Origin of the sequence: Rhodobacter aestuarii (genome assembly GCF_900156655.1) — a bacterium.
In the GTDB taxonomy this organism is placed as follows: domain Bacteria; phylum Pseudomonadota; class Alphaproteobacteria; order Rhodobacterales; family Rhodobacteraceae; genus Rhodobacter; species Rhodobacter aestuarii.
In genome coordinates this window covers 17,322-34,926 of record NZ_FTOG01000006.1, presented here as the reverse complement: position 1 = coordinate 34,926, position 17,605 = coordinate 17,322, and the positions used below count along the sequence as shown (strand labels likewise).

Here is a 17,605-nt window from a genome sequence, read left to right as displayed (position 1 = left end):
AAGAGGCACGGGTTTAAGAAAGGTTCCGGCCGTGACATCTGATGGAAGCTTCTTGATGCGACGGGAGGCCTTGCTAAGGGTTCCTCCCGCTTTGCTCGCGGACATCGTCACTTCGGCCTGCGATATCGCGCTGGTCGTTGCGCCGGAAGGTATTGTCGATCTCGTCCTCACCAATCCTCAGCTTGGCCCCAGTGACCGCTTTGCCCAATGGCAGGGCAAACCGCTTTCGGAATTGTTCGGGCCGGAAAGCCTGCAAAAGCTTCAACGCCGTATGGAATCCGAGGTCGAGTTGCATCGCCCGATGGTGCTGGAACTCACACATGTATGCGACGCGATCCATTTCCCAATCCGGTATACGCTGACGCGCACGGATGAAGACGGAACGCTTTTGATGATTGGGCGCGACATGCGCCCGATCGCGGAAGTTCAGCAGCAGCTTGTGAAGGCGCAGCTTGCGCTTGAGCGCGATTATGAGGCCCAACGCGAGCTTGAAACCCGCTATCGGGTGTTGATGGAAGCGAACCCCTCTGCGCTTTTGATCGTCTCTATGTCGACGGGCCGCATTGTCGATCTTAACGGCTCCGCCACAACGCTGATTGGTGCGACGCGGGGCGAATTGATTGACGCCCCGGTGGCCAATGAGCTTGAGGGGCGCCGGAAGGGCGAGTTTATCGACGCTTTGGCCAAGTTGGCGGGCAGCGATCTGCAAAACTCGCTTGATCTGACGATTCGGCGCTCCAAGCGCAAAGTGGCGGTGTCGGCGACGCTGTTCCGCGCGGCGGGGGATCGTTTGTTGCTGTGCCGTTTGGGCCAGCCCGAAGCCATGCGCCCGAAAGCCGATGACATGTCGGAGCTTTCTGAGCGGCTCTTCCACAAAAGCATCGACGCGATGGTATTTTTGGAAGCCGATGGCACGATCCGCGCGGCCAATGATGCGTTCCTTTACCTTACCGATGCGGGCTCTGCTGCGATGGTGCAGGGGCGGTCCTTTGCCGATTTCTTGTCGCGTGGCTCGATCGACCTCAATGTCATGCTCGATAACGTCAAGCGTATTGGCCATTTGCGCCATTACGTGACGCGGCTGAATACCGATTTCTCGGGCCAAGTCTCGGTTGAGCTTTCGGCCACGCTTTTTGCGGAACGCGCCAGCCCGACGATTGCGCTCGTGATCCGCGATTCCAACCTGGCCGATGCGACCCGTATTTTGCCCGGCGTGGCGGGCAACGAAGGGCTGCGCAATGTGATGCAGATGGTCGGCTACGCGACCTTGCGCGACATCGTCGCCGAGACAACCGAGATCATCGAAAAGATGTGCATCGAGACGGCGCTTGAGCTGACCGGCAACAACCGGGTGGCGGCGGCCGAGCTTCTGAGCCTGTCGCGGCAGTCGCTTTATGTGAAGCTGCGCAAATTCGGGCTTCTGAGCAAAGAAGTCGACTGAGTCGTAGAAGCGACAGGCCGAGTCGTTTTTCTCCCATGGCATGGGCGGGTGAGTTTGCGCGCGAAATTCCTAGCGCGTGATTCACCTTTTGCCAATTTTGCTAGACGGTTTGTCGCAGTTTGCCCCCCTTGAAAGCGCAGCGGGAGTGTCAGGTTTGGCAATCTGGCGGCCGCTGGAAGGCTGCGCCACCCCGTCGCAGGCGGGCGTTCCGCCACAAGCCTGTTTTGCAATTGTCATAATAATCAGTGCCTTGCGCAGTATGTGCTGGGTCCACTTCACAGGTGCGGCAATTTTCTGCATTTGACCTGTGCCAATTAATATGGTTGGGATTGTTGTCAACTGAGGTTTACACCTACGCCCTGGAGGGTCAGCCATGCGTATCCTTTTCGTCCACCCCAATTACCACTCCGGCGGTGCCGAGATCGCGGGGAACTGGCCCCCTTCTTGGGTTCCTTACCTTGCCGGTCACCTGAAAAAATTCGGCTACGATGATATTCACTTCATCGACGCGATGACGATGAACGTCCCCCACGACGAATTGCGTCGTCGGATCGCCGAATTGCAGCCCGATATCGTCGGTGTTACCGCGATTACGCCCTCGATCTACGAGGCGGAAGAAACGCTGAAGATTGCCAAAGAAGCTGCGCCGAATTGCGTTGGCCTTCTGGGCGGTGTGCACGCGACCTTCATGTTCCGTCAGGTGCTGTCGGAAGCGCCGTGGATTGACGCGATCGTGCGCGGTGAAGGCGAAGAGATCATGGTCGAAGTCGCGCAATGCGTGGACGAGGGCCGTTGGCCGGAAGACCGTAAGGCGATCAAGGGCCTTGCCTACACCGAAGGCGAAGAGATCGTCGCCACCCAAGCGGCGCCGACCGTCAAAGACATCGACAGCCTGAAACCGGACTGGTCGCTGATTGAGTGGGATCACTACATCTACATCCCGCTGAACGTGAAAGTCGCGATCCCGAACATGGCGCGCGGCTGCCCGTTCACCTGCTCGTTCTGCTCGCAATGGAAATTCTGGCGCGACTATCGCGTCCGCTCGCCCAAAGCGGTGGTCGATGAGATCGAAGATCTGGTCGAAAACCACGGCGTGGGCTTCTTCATCCTTGCTGACGAAGAACCGACGATCAACAAGAAGAAATTCGTCGAATTCTGCCAAGAGATGATCGACCGCGGTCTGAACCACAAAATCAAGTGGGGCATCAACACCCGCGTGACCGACATCTATCGCGACCGCGATTTGCTGAAGTTCTATCGTGAAGCGGGTCTTGTGCACATTTCGCTTGGCACCGAGGCTGCGGCCCAGCTCAAGCTCGACATGTTCAACAAAGAGACCACGGTCGCCGAGAACAAAGAAGCGATCCGTCTGCTGCGTGAAGCCGATATCTTCACCGAAGCGCAGTTCATCGTCGGTCTGGACAACGAGACCAAGGAAACGCTGGAAGAAACCTACCAAATGGCGTGGGACTGGCAGCCGGACCTTGCGAACTGGTCGATGTATACGCCGTGGCCGTTCACGCCGCTGTTCCAAGAACTGCGCGATCAGGTCGAGGTCTTCGACTTCTCGAAATACAACTTTGTGACGCCGATCATGAAGCCCAAAGCGCTGACCCGCGGCGAGCTGCTTGACGGTGTGATGAACAACTACCGCCGCTTCTACATCAAGAAGGCGCTGTTCCACTATCCGTGGCGCGGCACGGGCTTCCGCCGTCGGTACCTTCTGGGCTGTCTCAAGGCATTCTTGAAAGCCGGTGTGGGCCGCACCTTCTATGACCTTGGCAAAGCTGGCTATTGGGGCCCGCAGTCGAAAGACAAGGTGGATTGGAAATTTGACGATACCCGTCAGATCGCCGATGCGCAGGTTGCCGACTGGGAAGCCGCTGCCGAACGTTCGCGCAAGCACAAAGAACGCCAAGAGGCGGTGCGCGCGCAAATGAAAGAGCGGGCGGGCGAGCGCAGCAACGCGAACTTCGTGTTGCCCGAAGGCGCCGAGGACGAATTCGACCTGTCGCCGGAAACCCACGAAGCCCGTTCGGCCGAGCACGCCGGGGAAACCACGGCGCCGATGGCTTGCGGTGGTGGCAAGGCCCAGATGGTCGACGCCGCGGAATAAGGGGGTAAGGCCATGAGCGCGGCGCCGCTTGACGCGCAGGACGAGCCCCGTATCGGGCCGAATGCGATCTTGCAAACCATCGCCGTGCTCGACCGCCACCTTGGCCGGTCCGAGCGCGACCGGATCATGAAACTTGCCGGGGTGCCCGTCCCCCCGGCAGACAGCGGAATGCTTCCAGAATCCCAATGCCATGCCGTGCACCAGGCGCTGCGGGTGGACCAGGGGGAAGCCTCCGAGGGTCTTTTATGGCTCTCGGGGCTTGCCACTGGGGATTATATTTTGGCCAATCGCATTCCCGGCTTTGCGCAAAAGATCATCAAGTTCTTGCCTGCCGCCCTTGGGGCGAAGGTTCTGGCCAAAGCCATCACCAAACATGCCTGGACCTTTGTTGGCTCTGGCCAGTTTCAGGTTGAGGGGTTCAAGCCCCTCACGTTCCGTATCGACGGTAACCCGCTGCGCGCGGAAAGCGCCGAGCACCCCGCCTGCCATTGGCACGCGGCGGTGTTTCAACGGCTGTTCTCCACGCTTGTCTGGCCCGATTGCAAGGTGGAGGAAATCTCCTGCGCCTCGATGGGGTCGGGGCCTTGCCGTTTTGTTCTGCACCCGCAGGGCGGCCGCGCGTCGCATCCTGCGCCTGTCCACTCGGGCTGAGCCATCCGCTCGCCCGCCCAATCGGTTCGATCGACCATGAGCGCCCCAGACAGTCTGACGACCCAACGTACCCTTCCCGAGCCGCGCGCGATGCTGCGGCTCATTAAGCCGGTGACATGGTTCCCGCCGATGTGGGCCTATCTGTGCGGCGCGGTGTCTTCGGGCGTGGCGATGGGGGCGAATATCGGCGTGGTGATCTTGGGGATCATTCTCGCCGGGCCGATTGTTTGCGGCATGTCTCAGGCCGCCAATGATTGGTGCGACCGCCATGTCGATGCAATCAACGAACCTGATCGCCCGATCCCGTCGGGGCGCATTCCGGGCTATTGGGGGCTTTATATCGCGCTCATCATGTCGGCGCTGTCACTTGTTGTGGGCTGGCAGCTTGGCACTTGGGGCTTTGGCGCCACCGTGTTGGGCGTTGCCGCTGCTTGGGCCTATTCGGTGGAGCCCGTACGCCTGAAACGCTCGGGCTGGTGGGGGCCGGGTCTTGTGGGCATCGCTTATGAAGGTTTGCCGTGGGTCACGGGCGCTGCCGTTCTGTTGGCGACCACGGGCGCCGCACCGGGATTCCCGATTGTGCTGATGGCCACGCTTTACGCCCTTGGCGCGCATGGCATCATGACGATCAACGATTTCAAAGCGATTGAGGGCGACCGCAAGCTGGGCATCAAATCCTTGCCTGCCGTCTATGGTCCGGAAGTGGCCGCGAAAATCGCCTGTACCGTGATGGGCCTTGCGCAAGCTTTGGTCATCACCATGCTGTTCCTGTTCTCCAAACCCTACCATGCCGGTGCAGTGCTGCTGCTTCTGTTTGGCCAGTTCTGGGCGATGTCGGTTTGGATGCGCGACCCGGAAGGCAAAGCGCCTTGGTATAATGGCACCGGCGTTGCGATGTATGTCTCGGGCATGATGATCACCGCCTTCGCGATCCGGGGCATGGTGATATGACACTCGGCTGGCTCCAGATCTTTCGGCTGGGGCTGGTGCAGCTGTGCATCGGCGCGGTTGTGGTGCTGACAACCTCCACCTTCAATCGGTTGATGGTGGTCGAACTGGCGCTACCCGCGATTTTGCCCGGATTGCTCGTGGGGCTGCACTACGCGTTGCAAATCACCCGCCCCGCTTGGGGGCTGCGTTCCGATACCAAGGGCAACCGGACCTTCTTTATCATCGCCGGCATGGCGGTGTTGGGGCTGGGTGCCTTCTTGGGCGCTGTGGCCATTGCCGTGTTGGCGGAAAGCTTTATCGCTGGGCTGGCGATCGCGATTTTGGCCTACACGTTGATTGGTTTTGGCGTTGGGGCCTCTGGCACCTCGCTTCTGGCGCTTCTGGCCTCGGCCACCGAGCCGCGCCGCCGCGCCGCTGCTGCGACAATCACATGGCTGATGATGATCTTCGGGATCGCCGCCACCGCAGGCACTGTGGGCCATTTGCTGGATCCCTATTCGGTCGAGCGACTTTTGTGGATCGTTGGGGCTGTCATCACCGGCGCTGTTGTCGTGACCATGCTTGCGGTGTGGGGCGTTGAAGCCCGCGTGAAACACCCCGAACCCGAAGAGCGCCCGACGGCGCTGCGCGAGGGCCTGCGTGAGGTGTGGTCTGAACCCCAAGCCCGCAATTTCACCTTTTTCCTGTTCCTGTCGATGACCGCCTATTTCTTGCAGGAATTGATCTTGGAACCCTATGCCGGGCTGGTTTTTGACTATACGGCCGGGCAAACGACCAAACTTTCAGGCCTGCAAAACGGCGGTGTGTTCATTGGCATGCTCACCGTTGGCATCGCGCTTTCGGGGCTGAAAATCGGCACCTTGCTTGGCTGGGTCGTGGGCGGCTGCCTTGGCTCTGCCGCGGCGCTTGTGGCTGTGGCGGGCGTGGGGCAGGTGCCCGGCGCACCGATTGCCCCTGCGGTGATCGGGCTTGGCTTCTTTAACGGGATTTTTGCCGTCGCCGCGATTGGCGCGATGATGTCGCTTGCCGGTGAAGGCCGGTCTTCGCGGGAAGGCACGCGGATGGGCCTTTGGGGCGCGGCACAGGCGATTGCGGCGGGCTTTGGCGGCCTGCTTGGCGCAGGTGCTGCCGATGTGATGCGCCTTTTTCTACCCGACGCTTCAGCGTTTGGGATCGTTTTCGGGGCCGAAGCGCTCCTCTTCCTTGTCGCGGCCGTGATGGCGACCGGTGTGGTCGCTGCGCGGGGCGCGGCGCATGTGCCCACTGTGATTGCGGGAGAATAGAATGGAATACGATGCTTTCGTGGTCGGTGGCGGCCCTTCGGGTTCGACGGCGGCTTGGGATTTGGCCCGCGCGGGTCATAAGGTGGCGCTGCTCGACCGGGCTGGGCGCATCAAGCCCTGTGGCGGCGCGATCCCGCCGCGGCTGATCCGCGACTTTGATATTCCCGATCACCTGCTGGTGGCGAAAATCACCTCGGCGCGGATGATCGCGCCCTCCTCGCGCTTCGTCGATATTCCGATTGAGAACGGCTTTGTCGGCATGGTCGACCGCGAAGATTATGACGAATGGCTGCGCGAACGCGCCCGCCAAGCCGGGGCCGACCGGCTCACCGGCACCTGGCTGCGCATTGAACGCGCGACCGGCAAGACCGTTGTCGTTTACCGCGACAAAGAAAGCGGCGAAGAGAAGAAGGTCACGGCCCGTATCGTGATCGGTGCCGATGGCGCGAACTCGCAGGTGCGCAACGAAGTGCCCGCGACGAAAATCCCGCTGGTCTTCGCCTATCACGAGATCATCGCGGCGCCGACGAATGTCGCGAACTACGACCCGACGCGTTGCGACGTTTATTATGATGGTCGCATCAGCCCTGACTTTTATGGCTGGGTGTTCCCGCATGGGAAAACCGCTTCCATCGGCATGGGCACCGAGCTTGATGACGTTGATCTGAAAAAATGCACCGCGCTTTTGCGCGAGATGTCCGGCCTTGATAAGGAAGAGACGATCCGCAAGGAAGGCGCGCCGATCCCGCTGCAACCGCTTGATTGCTGGGACAATGGCAAAGACGTTGTGCTGGCGGGCGATGCCGCTGGCGTGGTCGCGCCGTCCTCTGGTGAGGGGATCTATTATGCCCATGCGGGGGGCCGCGTGGCGGCTGAAGCTGCGATGGCCTTCCTTAAGACCGGCAAGGCGAAAGAGCTCAAACAAGCGCGGGCCAAGTTCATGAAAGAGCATGGCACCGTCTTCAAAGTGTTGCGCTCGATGCAAGATGCCTATTACCACACCGATGAGCGGCGCGAGCGGTTTGTCAGCCTGTGCCATGATGTCGATGTGCAGCGCATGACCTTTGAGAGCTACATGAACAAAAAGCTCACCTCTTTCCGCCCGATGGCGCATATCAAGATCGGCTTCAAAAACCTTGCCCATCTGTCGGGCTTGGTGTCGCCGAAATGGGTGTAAGCATGGACGAGACCATGATCCCCACTTGGATCGATGGTGTTCTGACCCCGGTGGAAAAGATGGAGGCACATCGTAAGGGGCTGCGGCACCTCGCGATCTCTGCCTTTGTCACGCGTGGCGACAAGGTGCTGTTGCAGCAACGTGCGCTGAGCAAATACCACACGCCGGGGCTTTGGGCGAACACCTGCTGCACCCATCCCTATTGGGGCGAAGATGCTGCCACTTGCACCGCGCGGCGGCTTGATCAGGAGCTTGGCTTGCATGGGCTTGATCTGCGCCATGTTGGGCAGGTGGAATACCGTGCCGATGTGGCCGATGATATGATTGAGCATGAGGTGGTGGAGATTTTCACCGCCGAAGCGCCCGAAGGTGTTGAGCCCGTGCCAAACCCCGAGGAGGTGGAAACCACCGAATGGGTGCCGATTGATGAGATCGCGACGCGGATTGCCGCAAACCCAGAGCGCTACACGCCTTGGCTGCAAATCTATATCGAGAAGCATCGCGAGATGATCTTCGCCCCGGCTGAGGCCTGAGGCGCGGCCTTCTAACAGGTTAAAAGAAAGGGCACCGGTTCGGTGCCCTTTTTCGTTTCGGGAAGGTGGGGGCTAGACCTTCACCACCTCGCCCACATAGGTGCCGGGGGCGGGCGCAAGGGCAGGGTGATCGGCATCGCCCACGGCGCGGGCGGGCACCAGCTTGCCAGAGCGGCTTGCCAACCATTCACCCCAGCGCGGCCACCAGCTGCCTTGGTTGTATTGTGCCACGGCTTTCCATTCATTCGGGTTCTCGACCGGTGCTTCAGAGGTGTAATGGCCGTATTTCTTTTTGCTGGGCGGGTTCACGATCCCGGCGATATGACCCGATTCCGACAAGATGAAGGTCTTGTCCTTCGACCCCATCTGCGCCACCCCGTTGAACGAGGCGATCCACGGCGCGATATGGTCTGTTTCGCAAGCAATCGCGCAGAGCGGCACCTTCACCTCAGACACCTTCAGCACTTCATCAAAGAGCGGGAAGCCTTTTGAGGTAAAGCTGTCTTCCTGACAGAGGCCGCGCAGGTATTGCATCGCCATCTTGCCGGGCAGGTTGGTCGAATCGCCGTTCCAATAAAGCAGATCAAAAGCTGGTGGCGATTCGCCGAGCATGTAAGAACGAATCGCAGGTTGGTAGATCAGGTCATTGGCCCGCAGGTAAGAGAAGGTGCGGGTCATGAAATAGCTACTCAGCACCCCATCGGCCTTGCATTGTGCCTCGATCCCATCGACGAAATCGTCTTGCAAGAAGGCGGTAAACTCGCCCTGATCGGAAAAATCGGTGAGCGTGGTAAAGAAAGTGGCCGAGTTGATCGAGCGGTCTTTGCGCTTGTTCAAAAGGGCGAGCGTCAGCGACAGCGTGGTGCCTGCGATGCAATAGCCCACCGCATTCACTTTGGGCTCGCCGGTGATTTTCTTCACCTCGTCAATCGCGGTCAGATACCCGTCTTGCACGTAATCCTCCATGCCAACATCGGCATAAGAGGCATCGGGGTTTTTCCAGCTCACCACAAAAAGCGTGAAGCCCTGATCGACGATCCAGCGGATCAGGCTGTTTTGCGGCTTCAGGTCGAGAATGTAGAACTTATTGATCCAAGGCGGAAAAATGATCAGCGGGGTTTTGTGAACCTTTTCCGTGGTGGGGCTATATTGGATCAATTCCATCATATGGTTGCGATAGACAACCGAGCCTTCTGCCGTGCCGATATTCTCGCCAACCTTAAAGGCATTGCGGTCTGAGAGCGTTACGATCAGATCGCCTTTATTCTCCTCAATATCGCGCACAAGGTTTTCAAGGCCGCGCACCAAGCTTTCCCCCTCGGTCGCGACAGCGCGTTCAAGCGCATCGGGGTTCGTCGCCAAGAAATTTGTCGGCGCCATCAAATCCACAATCTGCTTGGTGAAATAATCCAAACGGCGACGATTGACCGGATCCAACCCCTCAACCTGCGCCGCGCCTTCTTCAATCGCTTTGGCGGCAAGCATGTATTGTTGTTTGACGAAATTGAAATAGGGATGCGTGTCCCATAACGGGTTGGAAAAGCGGCGATCTTTCGGCCCTGGGTCTGCGGGAGGCTGCAATTTGCCTTGGGACAGCGCATGGCTTGCCTCAAGGTAATGGGTCATTGCCTCGCCCCAGTATTTTACCTGCGTTTCAAAGATCTTAGCGGGGTTATCCGTCATCGCCTTCATCATTGCGGCGGATGAACTGAGATAAAGGTCCATTCCCGGCCCTTCCAGCGCCAGATTGGGGGCGCGCTTGTGTGCGAGCGCCTCGACCAGTCGGGTTGTCAGGGTTTCTATTCTCGCCAGATTGTCTCGCATTTGCTGCGATGCAGCAGATTCGACCTTCTCGGGCGTTGTCATAACGTTATTTCCTCCCTATCCTTAAATATGAAACATAACGTCGCACGCATCAGGGGCAAGCGGGGTTGTGCGTGATTTCGAGGGAGCGCCATGAAAGGCATTTACAGCTACGACCTGATGGAGACCATCAGGAACACGAACGAGTGGATGGGCGCCTCGGCACGCGCCATCGCCTCTTATCCGGTTTGGGGTTTGACGCCCCACCCGATGTTCAAGCTGATGTCCGCTTGGGGCCGCGTCGCCGAGCGCAGCTTCGCGCGCATGGTGATCAAGCCCGACTGGGGCATTCGCTCGATTCCTGCTGCCGATGGCAAGGACCATCTGATTGATGTGGAAACGCTGCTCGATAAGCCCTTCGGCGCGCTGATCCATTTCAAGGTGCAAGGCCGCGCGCCGATGAAGCGCCGGGTGCTTTTGGTGGCGCCCATGTCGGGCCATTATGCGACGCTGCTCCGTTCCACGGTGCATAGTCTGCTGCCCGATGCCGACGTTTACGTGACAGATTGGCATAATGCGCGTGATATTCCGGCCTCCGAGGGCAAGTTCGACATTGAGGATTACACGCTTTACCTTGTCGAGTTCATGCGGCTTCTTGGCCCGGATATCCATGTGATTGCCGTGTGCCAGCCCGCGCCACTGACCTTGGCGGCGACCGCCTATCTCGCCGAAGAAGACCCAGAGGCGCAGCCGCGCACGCTGACGCTGATCGGCGGGCCGATTGATCCCGATGCCGCCGCCACTGAAGTGACCGATTTTGGCCGCCGGGTGACGATGGGGCAGCTTGAGCAATTGGTGATCCAGCGCGTTGGCTTCAAATACAAAGGCGCGGGGCGTCTGGTCTATCCGGGGCTGATGCAATTGGCTTCGTTCATCTCGATGAACATGGACAAACACTCCAAAGCCTTCACCGACAAGATTATGGCCGAAGCGCAGGGCGAAGGCTCTGAGCACGATCACCACAACATCTTCTATGATGAATATCTCGCGGTGATGGATATGACCGCCGAGTTCTACCTCTCGACGGTGGAGCGGATCTTCAAAGGACTGGAGATCGCGCAGAACAAATTCACCGTGGCGGGCAAGCGCGTCGATATTGGCAAGATCACCAAGGTCGCGGTGAAAACCGTCGAAGGCGCGAATGACGATATCTCTGCCCCCGGCCAATGCGTGGCGGCTTTGCGGCTTTGCACCGGTCTGCCTGAGGAAAAGAAGGCCCAGCATTTGGAACCCGGCGCGGGCCATTATGGCATCTTCGCGGGCCGCAGCTGGCGTAACAACATCCGTCCCTTGGTGCTCGATTTCATCGACGCCAATTCGGATGACCCCGAACCCAAAGTGGCCAAGATCCGCGCTGTTTAAGCGCGGGTAGCGGGGGGCGTGCCCAGCCCGTGCCCCGCAAGCCAGTCTGCCAAAAGGGCTGAGAGCCCATCAGGGGCCACCTCATGCAGCAGGTGGCCGCCCTCCATCATCCGCAATTCGACCTGTGGCATCGCATGGGCCGCACTTTCTGAAACTGCGGGGGGCACCGCTTTGTCGCCCTTGCCTGCCAGCAAAAGCGCAGGCTTGCGTAGCCGGGGCAGGTTCAAGATTAATGGATCAAGCCGCCATTGCGCCATCATATCGAGCGCGCCAGCGACATGTTCGGTGTCTTGCACAAGCGTGGTGTATTGCGCCTTGCCAGCGGCATCGATCACCGAGCCCGTGCTATCAAGCAATTGGCTCACCCGCGCAGGCGATGCCCATAGCCGTGCGGCCACGGGCGCGGTGAGCGGAAAGGCTGCGAGGCCCCGTGCAATCAGCGGAAACAGCACCCCCGTCACGCCCTCAAAGTGATCCAGCGCGGCATTGATGCCCACCACGCGCGGAATGCTGGTGTTGAGCGCCATTTGCAGCGCAATCGCCCCGCCTGCCGAATGGCCAATCACTGCGCCGGGTTGCACGCCCATCGCGTCACATAGCCAGCATAAATCCTCGGCGATCGGGCTCAGGCCCAACCGGTCGCGGTCTTTAGTGCGGGTGCAGCCGTGTCCCGGCAGGTCGGGCACGATCAGCCGGTAATGTTTGGCAAGGCCCGGAATAGTGCGCCGGAAGCTGTGACCAGAGGCGCCAAGCCCATGCAAGAGCAGCAAAGCGGGGGCGTCGCGGGGGCCGGTGTCGACCACCCACCAATCAATGCGCTCGACCCGCACCATCTGCGCGGCAGACCGATAGGGCCAGTTTGCCGGCAGGTTGCGCGGGTCCATCGCTTACGCCTCCAAAGCCGCCCCCAGCACATCGGCCATCCGATGTGCATTGGCACGGGGCAGGGCGATGTAGTGACCGCCCATGTTTTGCGCCAGTTCTTGCAGCCGCCGGTTGGGTCGCATCGCGGTATCAATGATCACCGCAGGCGTGCCCGCCGCGCGAATGGCTTTGGCCATCTGCGTGGCTTGCTCTTCGGCGAGCGCGCGGTTGGCGCTGCCATCCAGCGCGATATTGCCCCGGCCATCGGTCAAGAGCGCAATCGTCGGCGTCATGCCACGGCTGCGCGCTTGCTTGGCGGTGGACATCGCCATTTCCAGCCCGCTTGCAAGCGGCGTGCCGCCGCCACCGGGGAGACCCGATAGATGCCGCTTCGTTTGCGTGAGCGAGCGACTGGGGGCCAGCAGCAACTGCGCGCCTTCCCCCCGGAAGCTTACCAGCGAAACGTGATCGCGTTGGCTATAGGCTCGCGCCAGCAGCAATTCGACTGCGCCCTTGGCCTCGGAAAGCCGTGCCATCGCCGCTGAACCAGAGGCATCCACGGTGAAGATCAGCACGCGGTCGGACATTTCCTTGCGCCGCCGCAAATGGATGTCAGAGCTATCGACCAAAAGCACCTGTTGCTTACGCGCTGGCGGGGCGGATTTGCGCCGCAGCCCTTGCCAAGGCGCCGCACAGCGCAACGTGGCGACAAGGTCGATCCGGGCATTGTCTTCGAGCCGACCCTTGCGCGAGGGCAGGGGGCGTCCGCGCCGGTTGCCAATGCGCTCTTCACCCGAGCCTGCGCCGCCATTCGCCGCTTTCAGCCGCGAGCGCAGATCAATGGTCTTGAGCAGATCGTCGGGCAACATCGCCCGCACCGCCTCGACCACAATTTCACTGGGTAACCCCTCGCCCGGATCGCTCTCTTCCTCGCGGTCCTGCTCGGGCCGAGGATCATCCTCGGGTGCGGGGGGCGGCGGTGGCGGGGGTTGGTCTTCCATATCCTGCAGCGGGATCGCGCGATGTGCGAGGGTCAGCTGCGCGGCGGCAAGCACGTCTTGCTTTTCCACCACGATCCGACCATCGAGCGCGGCAATGATCCGCGCAGCCACAAGCGCCAGCATCGGCGCGCGCAGGCTCATGATGTAAAGCTTCTGACAGCCCTCCACCACTTCGCGCACACGGTCATGCGGCATCTGCACTTGCGGCAGCAGATCGCGCGCCCGCGCCACTTGCTCGGCATCGGGCATGATCGCTGCCGGGTCAATCGAGCGGGTCTCGGTCAGGTCGATGAACAGGCCGAGCCGATCCGCAATCGAAAACGGCAGACCTTCTTCGGCCTCGGCGGCCTCGTCCAAAGCGACCAGCGCATGTTGGCGCTGATCAAGCGCCTGCGCGAGCCGCGCGCCCAGCTTGGGCGTGCAGCGCTCGGCCATCGGCAAAACGAAGACGCGCGGGCTATCGAGCAGGCCGCCACGCAGCACCGGTTTGCCGGTATGCAGCGTTTCGGCCACATCAAGCCCGCCATAAAGCGCTTGGTCGTCCACATTGGGCGGCAAGCGGCGCAGCGGCATCGGGAAGGGCAGCTGCGCCAATGTGTCGGTAAAGGTCGTGCGCACCGGGCCAGCCCGTGACCGCAGCCACAAACCGCCCATCGCTGCCGGATCAACCGTCAGCACTGCAAGCGCCGAGCGGAGGTGTTCTTGGTCCATTTTAGGGCAACGTCTCTTCAACAGTGCGCGCCACACGGGCGGTGGAGCCAGCTTCATCCAGCGGATCACGGCGCAGACGGTGCGACAGCGCCATCCCTGCCACTTTGCGTAGGTGATCGCGGGTGACGGTGCCGGCGCCTTCCAGCGCGGCCAAAGCACGGGCGGAACGCAAGAGCGTCAGCTCACCGCGCAGACCATCCGAGCCAAGTGCGATGCACAAAGCCGCGCAGTCATAAAGCGCGGTATTGGGCGCTTCGACATTGGGCAGCAATTCGCGCGCTTTCAGGATCTGCTCGCGGATTTCCATATCCTTCGGGCGCCATTCCTCAAGGAATTTGATCGGATCGGCGTCATAGGTATCGCGCAGGCGGATCACCTGAACGCGGGTTTCCACGTCACGCGGGCTGAGCACTTCGACCGAAAGACCAAACCGGTCGAGAAGCTGCGGACGAAGATCGCCCTCTTCGGGGTTGCCCGAGCCCACGAGCACAAAGCGCGCCGGGTGGCGGATCGAGAGGCCATCGCGTTCGACGACGTTTTCACCCGATTGCGCCACGTCGAGCAGCAGATCGACGATGTGATCTTCCAGAAGGTTACATTCGTCGATGTAGAGGTAGCCACGGTTTGCCCGCGCCAGAAGGCCCGGCTCAAAGGCTTTTTCGCCATGCGAGATAGCGCGTTCAATATCGAGCGCCCCGACAACGCGGTCTTCGGAAACGCCAAGCGGCAGGTCCACCACCGGGGTCGGCTTGCGCACGATCTCGGTCGAATGGACCGTCGCCCATTCGGGCACCATGTCCACTTTGGGCGAGTTGACCGGGCAGCCTTGCACAGCGTCAATCTCGGGCAGCAGCGCAGCCAGCGCGCGCACAGCGGTGGATTTACCGGTGCCGCGGTCGCCAAAAACCAGAACGCCGCCGATGCCGGGATCGACCGCGGTCAGGAGGAGGGCCAGTTTCATATCCTCCTGACCGACGATCGCCGAAAAGGGAAAGACAGGTCGTTGCCGCGCGCCTTCTGCTACGGGATGAATTTGAGCGACAGCGGATGTCATGCAGCTTCCCTTTCCAAGTCTTTTTGGGCGTCCAGCGGGTTCTTGCCCAACCATGTGCCCTCGATTCCAAGCAGGCGGAACCGGGCGTAAAGTTCTTCCGTGAACCATCCTTGTTCGCGCGCTGCGCGGATGGCCCGTCCGTGCGGGGTATCGCCCCGCGCGAATTGCGACATTGCCTTTACATCGGGCCAGATCGAGAACGTGACCTGATGGAACAGCGGGATTTCCCCGATCCCGATCTTGAAGATCAGATTCGGGTCGGTGCCGACTTTCTGAGAAATGTCGGGCACGCGCGACCAGAAACGGGTCGCCATATGCGGCTTGATCGCCGCGCGGGTCAGCGCCACCACCGGGCCTTCGCCGGGATCGGCGTCAGGTTCGGGGATGAACGGGTTGCGCCCGCCCCAACTGCCACGCGACGAAGTCGGCGACAGGTGAATGAACAACTGCTCGTCAGAGTGTTTGCGCCAATTTTGCCAGACCGGATTGTCATGGATGACGCCTTGGGCATCTTCTTCATTGGCAAAGGCCGACATGATGGCCCAAACGTGCCAATTGGGCTTGGGGGTAAAGCCTTCTCCGGTGCCCGAGCCGCACAGCTTAAAGAAGCGCAAACGGGGTTCTGCATGGAGTGGCCTGCGGGCGAAAACCATCTGTGACATGAGCCACGGCAGATGGCTGGTTCCTTCAAAGCGAAACAGGCTGAGCGTTGCGACGGCCATGAGGCACCCCTCTCCCCATATTTCCCCAAGTGTAAATGCATATTTACATACACCCCCCATGATGGGAAGGGGGACAGACGTTTTGTCGCTGTGCGACCATGTCAGTTGTAAATCGAGATTGACGCCTTATCATTTGGCGCATGCAACGGAATTCCACTGAAAAGACCATGTCCATGAACAATGAAGGCAAGGGCCGCGCCGTCGTCATCGGCGCCGGTCTCGGAGGGTTGGCGGCCGCCATGCGGCTAAGCGCCAAGGGTTGGAACGTGACGGTCGTCGATAAGCTCGACCGGCCCGGCGGGCGCGGCTCGTCGATCACCAAAGGGGGCTATCGATTCGACCTCGGTCCGACCATCGTCACCGTGCCAGACCGCCTGCGCGAGCTTTGGGCGGATTGCGGGCGTGATTTCGACAAGGACGTAAAACTGGTCGAGATGGACCCGTTCTACAAAATCCTGTTCCCCGATGGGGAAAGCTACACGGCTTACGGCGATGACGAGAAGGTCAAGGCCGAGGTCGAGCGGATCAGCCCGCGTGACGTGGAGGGCTTCCGCCATTTCATGTGGGATGCCAAGGCGCGCTACGAATTCGGCTACGAAAATCTGGGTCGTAAGCCGATGCACAAGCTGTGGGACCTGATCAAGGTTCTGCCGACCTTCGGGATGCTGCGCGCGGATCGTTCGGTCTATGGCCACGCCAAGATGATGGTGAAAGACGATCACTTGCGTTTTGCGCTGTCGTTCCACCCGCTTTTCATCGGCGGCGACCCCTTCAATGTCACCTCGATGTATATCCTGGTCAGCCAGCTTGAGAAGAAATTCGGCGTTCATTACGCGATGGGCGGCATTCAAGCGATTGCCGATGCGGGCGTGAAGGTGATCGAAAGCCACGGCGGCACGGTCATGCTCAACACCGAGGTCGATGAGATCATGGTGACGCGGCAGGGCAAAGCTTATGGCGTGCGGCTTGCCGATGGCACCGAATTGCCCGCCGAGGTGGTGGTGTCGAACGCCGATGCTGGCCACACCTACAAACGCCTTCTGCGCAACACCACGCGTTGGCGCTGGACCGATGAGAAGCTCGATAAGAAACGTTGGTCGATGGGGCTTTTCGTTTGGTACTTCGGTACCAAAGGCACCAAGAACATGTGGAAAGACGTGGGCCATCACTCGGTCGTCGTTGGTCCGCGCTACAAGGGGCATGTGAACGACCTGTTCATCACCGGCAAGCTGGCTGATGACATGTCGCTCTATGTGCACCGCCCGACCGTGACCGATCCGAGCGCCGCACCTGCGGGCGATGACACATTCTACGTGCTCTCGCCGGTGCCGCATCTGGGCCATGACAATGGCGTGGATTGGTCGCGCGATATGGAGGCCTACAAGGCCAAAGTGCTCAAGGTCATCGAAGAACGGCTGCTGCCGGGCGTCGCTGACAAGATCACCGAAGAGGTGGTGTTTACGCCCGAGACCTTCCGCGATCGGTATTTGTCGCCGTTCGGGGCGGGCTTCTCGCTTGAGCCGCGCATCTTCCAATCGGCTTGGTTCCGTCCGCATAACATCTCGGAAGAGGTGGATGGGCTCTACCTCACCGGCGCTGGCACCCACCCCGGCGCGGGTGTGCCCTCGGTGATTGGCTCGGGCGAATTGGTGGCCGATATGATCGGTGCCGCTCCGGGCTTTAAGGGTGAGGTGAAAGCCGCGCCGAAAGCTGAGGCACCGAAGGCTGCCGCTCCGAAAGCAGAGGCGCCGAAACCGGCCCCCGCACCTGCCGTGGCTCCGGTGAAAGCGGAAGCGCCTAAACCCGCACCGACGCCGACCCCGGCAGCGGTGAAGGTCGAAGCGCCGAAAGCTGCTCCGGCCCCGGTTGCGAAACC

At 60.5% G+C, this 17,605-nt stretch carries 13 protein-coding genes and 1 pseudogene; 9 read left to right on the top strand and 5 right to left on the bottom strand.

All coding sequences use genetic code 11. The annotated features are described in order from the left end of the window. Positions 1–55: 55 nt before the first annotated feature. The 7 genes from ppsR to idi all read left to right on the top strand — a co-directional run bounded on the left by ppsR (position 56) and on the right by idi (position 8,152). Complete coding sequence (ppsR, locus tag BW967_RS09465; RefSeq protein ID WP_083952096.1) at positions 56–1,441, top strand: transcriptional regulator PpsR; 1,386 nt, start codon at positions 56–58, stop codon at positions 1,439–1,441. Positions 1,442–1,814: 373 nt separating this feature from the next. After that, on the top strand, positions 1,815–3,557 hold the full coding sequence (gene bchE, locus BW967_RS09460) for a magnesium-protoporphyrin IX monomethyl ester anaerobic oxidative cyclase (protein WP_076484838.1): 1,743 nt from the start codon (positions 1,815–1,817) through the stop codon (positions 3,555–3,557). Positions 3,558–3,569: 12 nt separating this feature from the next. Beyond that, positions 3,570–4,208: a bacteriochlorophyll 4-vinyl reductase gene (gene bchJ, locus BW967_RS09455; protein WP_076484837.1), complete on the top strand. Its 639-nt coding sequence runs from the start codon at positions 3,570–3,572 to the stop codon at positions 4,206–4,208. 36 nt (positions 4,209–4,244) lie between these two features. Beyond that, the gene (gene chlG, locus BW967_RS09450) at positions 4,245–5,159 is read left to right on the top strand and encodes a chlorophyll synthase ChlG (protein WP_076484836.1); all 915 of its coding nucleotides are present in this window, start codon (positions 4,245–4,247) and stop codon (positions 5,157–5,159) included. Then, positions 5,156–6,442 carry a BCD family MFS transporter gene (locus tag BW967_RS09445; protein ID WP_076484835.1) on the top strand — a complete coding sequence of 429 codons (1,287 nt, stop codon included), beginning with the start codon at positions 5,156–5,158 and terminating at the stop codon, positions 6,440–6,442. The genes chlG and BW967_RS09445 overlap by 4 nt, the downstream gene beginning before the upstream one ends. Before the next feature lies 1 nt (position 6,443). After that, complete coding sequence (locus BW967_RS09440) at positions 6,444–7,619, top strand: geranylgeranyl diphosphate reductase (protein ID WP_076484834.1); 1,176 nt, start codon at positions 6,444–6,446, stop codon at positions 7,617–7,619. 2 nt (positions 7,620–7,621) lie between these two features. Beyond that, positions 7,622–8,152 (top strand): isopentenyl-diphosphate Delta-isomerase, encoded by a 531-nt coding sequence (gene idi / locus BW967_RS09435; RefSeq protein ID WP_076484833.1) that lies wholly within the window; start codon positions 7,622–7,624, stop codon positions 8,150–8,152. A gap of 72 nt (positions 8,153–8,224) precedes the next feature. Here the strand turns inward: idi and phaC are convergent, their stop codons facing one another. Beyond that, on the bottom strand, positions 8,225–10,018 hold the full coding sequence (gene phaC / locus BW967_RS09430) for a class I poly(R)-hydroxyalkanoic acid synthase (RefSeq protein ID WP_076484832.1): 1,794 nt from the start codon (positions 10,016–10,018) through the stop codon (positions 8,225–8,227). Between the two features lie 90 nt (positions 10,019–10,108). On the opposite strand from phaC, the gene phaZ reads away from it, so the two are divergent. Continuing rightward, on the top strand, positions 10,109–11,377 hold the full coding sequence (gene phaZ / locus BW967_RS09425) for a polyhydroxyalkanoate depolymerase (RefSeq protein ID WP_076484831.1): 1,269 nt from the start codon (positions 10,109–10,111) through the stop codon (positions 11,375–11,377). On the opposite strand, the gene bchO is transcribed toward phaZ, so the two are convergent. The 4 genes from bchO to crtA are packed head-to-tail and all read right to left on the bottom strand — an operon-like array spanning position 11,374 to position 15,729. Beyond that, positions 11,374–12,261 carry an alpha/beta fold hydrolase BchO gene (gene bchO, locus BW967_RS09420; RefSeq protein ID WP_076484830.1) on the bottom strand — a complete coding sequence of 296 codons (888 nt, stop codon included), beginning with the start codon at positions 12,259–12,261 and terminating at the stop codon, positions 11,374–11,376. The two genes, phaZ and bchO, sit on opposite strands and share 4 nt — an antisense overlap. Before the next feature lie 3 nt (positions 12,262–12,264). Beyond that, entirely contained in the window at positions 12,265–13,953 is a 1,689-nt protein-coding gene (locus tag BW967_RS09415; protein ID WP_076484829.1) for a magnesium chelatase subunit D, read from the bottom strand. A 1-nt stretch (position 13,954) separates the two neighbouring features. After that, entirely contained in the window at positions 13,955–15,007 is a 1,053-nt protein-coding gene (bchI, locus tag BW967_RS09410) for a magnesium chelatase ATPase subunit I (protein WP_076484828.1), read from the bottom strand. After that, entirely contained in the window at positions 15,004–15,729 is a 726-nt protein-coding gene (gene crtA, locus BW967_RS09405) for a spheroidene monooxygenase (RefSeq protein ID WP_076484827.1), read from the bottom strand. The genes bchI and crtA overlap by 4 nt, the downstream gene beginning before the upstream one ends. Positions 15,730–15,896: 167 nt before the next feature. On the opposite strand from crtA, the pseudogene BW967_RS09400 reads away from it, so the two are divergent. Beyond that, positions 15,897–17,447, top strand: a pseudogene (locus BW967_RS09400) (phytoene desaturase); the annotation flags it as partial. Positions 17,448–17,605 lie beyond the last annotated feature (158 nt).

What these genes read in the sequence shown, in the direction of transcription:
- ppsR (WP_083952096.1), top strand. Translation starts at nt 56, where the DNA reads ATGCGACGGGAGGCCTTGCTAAGGGTTCCTCCCGCTTTGCTCGCGGAC.
- bchE (WP_076484838.1), top strand. Translation starts at nt 1,815, where the DNA reads ATGCGTATCCTTTTCGTCCACCCCAATTACCACTCCGGCGGTGCCGAG.
- bchJ (WP_076484837.1), top strand. Translation starts at nt 3,570, where the DNA reads ATGAGCGCGGCGCCGCTTGACGCGCAGGACGAGCCCCGTATCGGGCCG.
- chlG (WP_076484836.1), top strand. Translation starts at nt 4,245, where the DNA reads ATGAGCGCCCCAGACAGTCTGACGACCCAACGTACCCTTCCCGAGCCG.
- BW967_RS09445 (WP_076484835.1), top strand. Translation starts at nt 5,156, where the DNA reads ATGACACTCGGCTGGCTCCAGATCTTTCGGCTGGGGCTGGTGCAGCTG.
- BW967_RS09440 (WP_076484834.1), top strand. Translation starts at nt 6,444, where the DNA reads ATGGAATACGATGCTTTCGTGGTCGGTGGCGGCCCTTCGGGTTCGACG.
- idi (WP_076484833.1), top strand. Translation starts at nt 7,622, where the DNA reads ATGGACGAGACCATGATCCCCACTTGGATCGATGGTGTTCTGACCCCG.
- phaC (WP_076484832.1), bottom strand. Translation starts at nt 10,018, where the DNA reads ATGACAACGCCCGAGAAGGTCGAATCTGCTGCATCGCAGCAAATGCGA.
- phaZ (WP_076484831.1), top strand. Translation starts at nt 10,109, where the DNA reads ATGAAAGGCATTTACAGCTACGACCTGATGGAGACCATCAGGAACACG.
- bchO (WP_076484830.1), bottom strand. Translation starts at nt 12,261, where the DNA reads ATGGACCCGCGCAACCTGCCGGCAAACTGGCCCTATCGGTCTGCCGCG.
- BW967_RS09415 (WP_076484829.1), bottom strand. Translation starts at nt 13,953, where the DNA reads ATGGACCAAGAACACCTCCGCTCGGCGCTTGCAGTGCTGACGGTTGAT.
- bchI (WP_076484828.1), bottom strand. Translation starts at nt 15,007, where the DNA reads ATGACATCCGCTGTCGCTCAAATTCATCCCGTAGCAGAAGGCGCGCGG.
- crtA (WP_076484827.1), bottom strand. Translation starts at nt 15,729, where the DNA reads ATGGCCGTCGCAACGCTCAGCCTGTTTCGCTTTGAAGGAACCAGCCAT.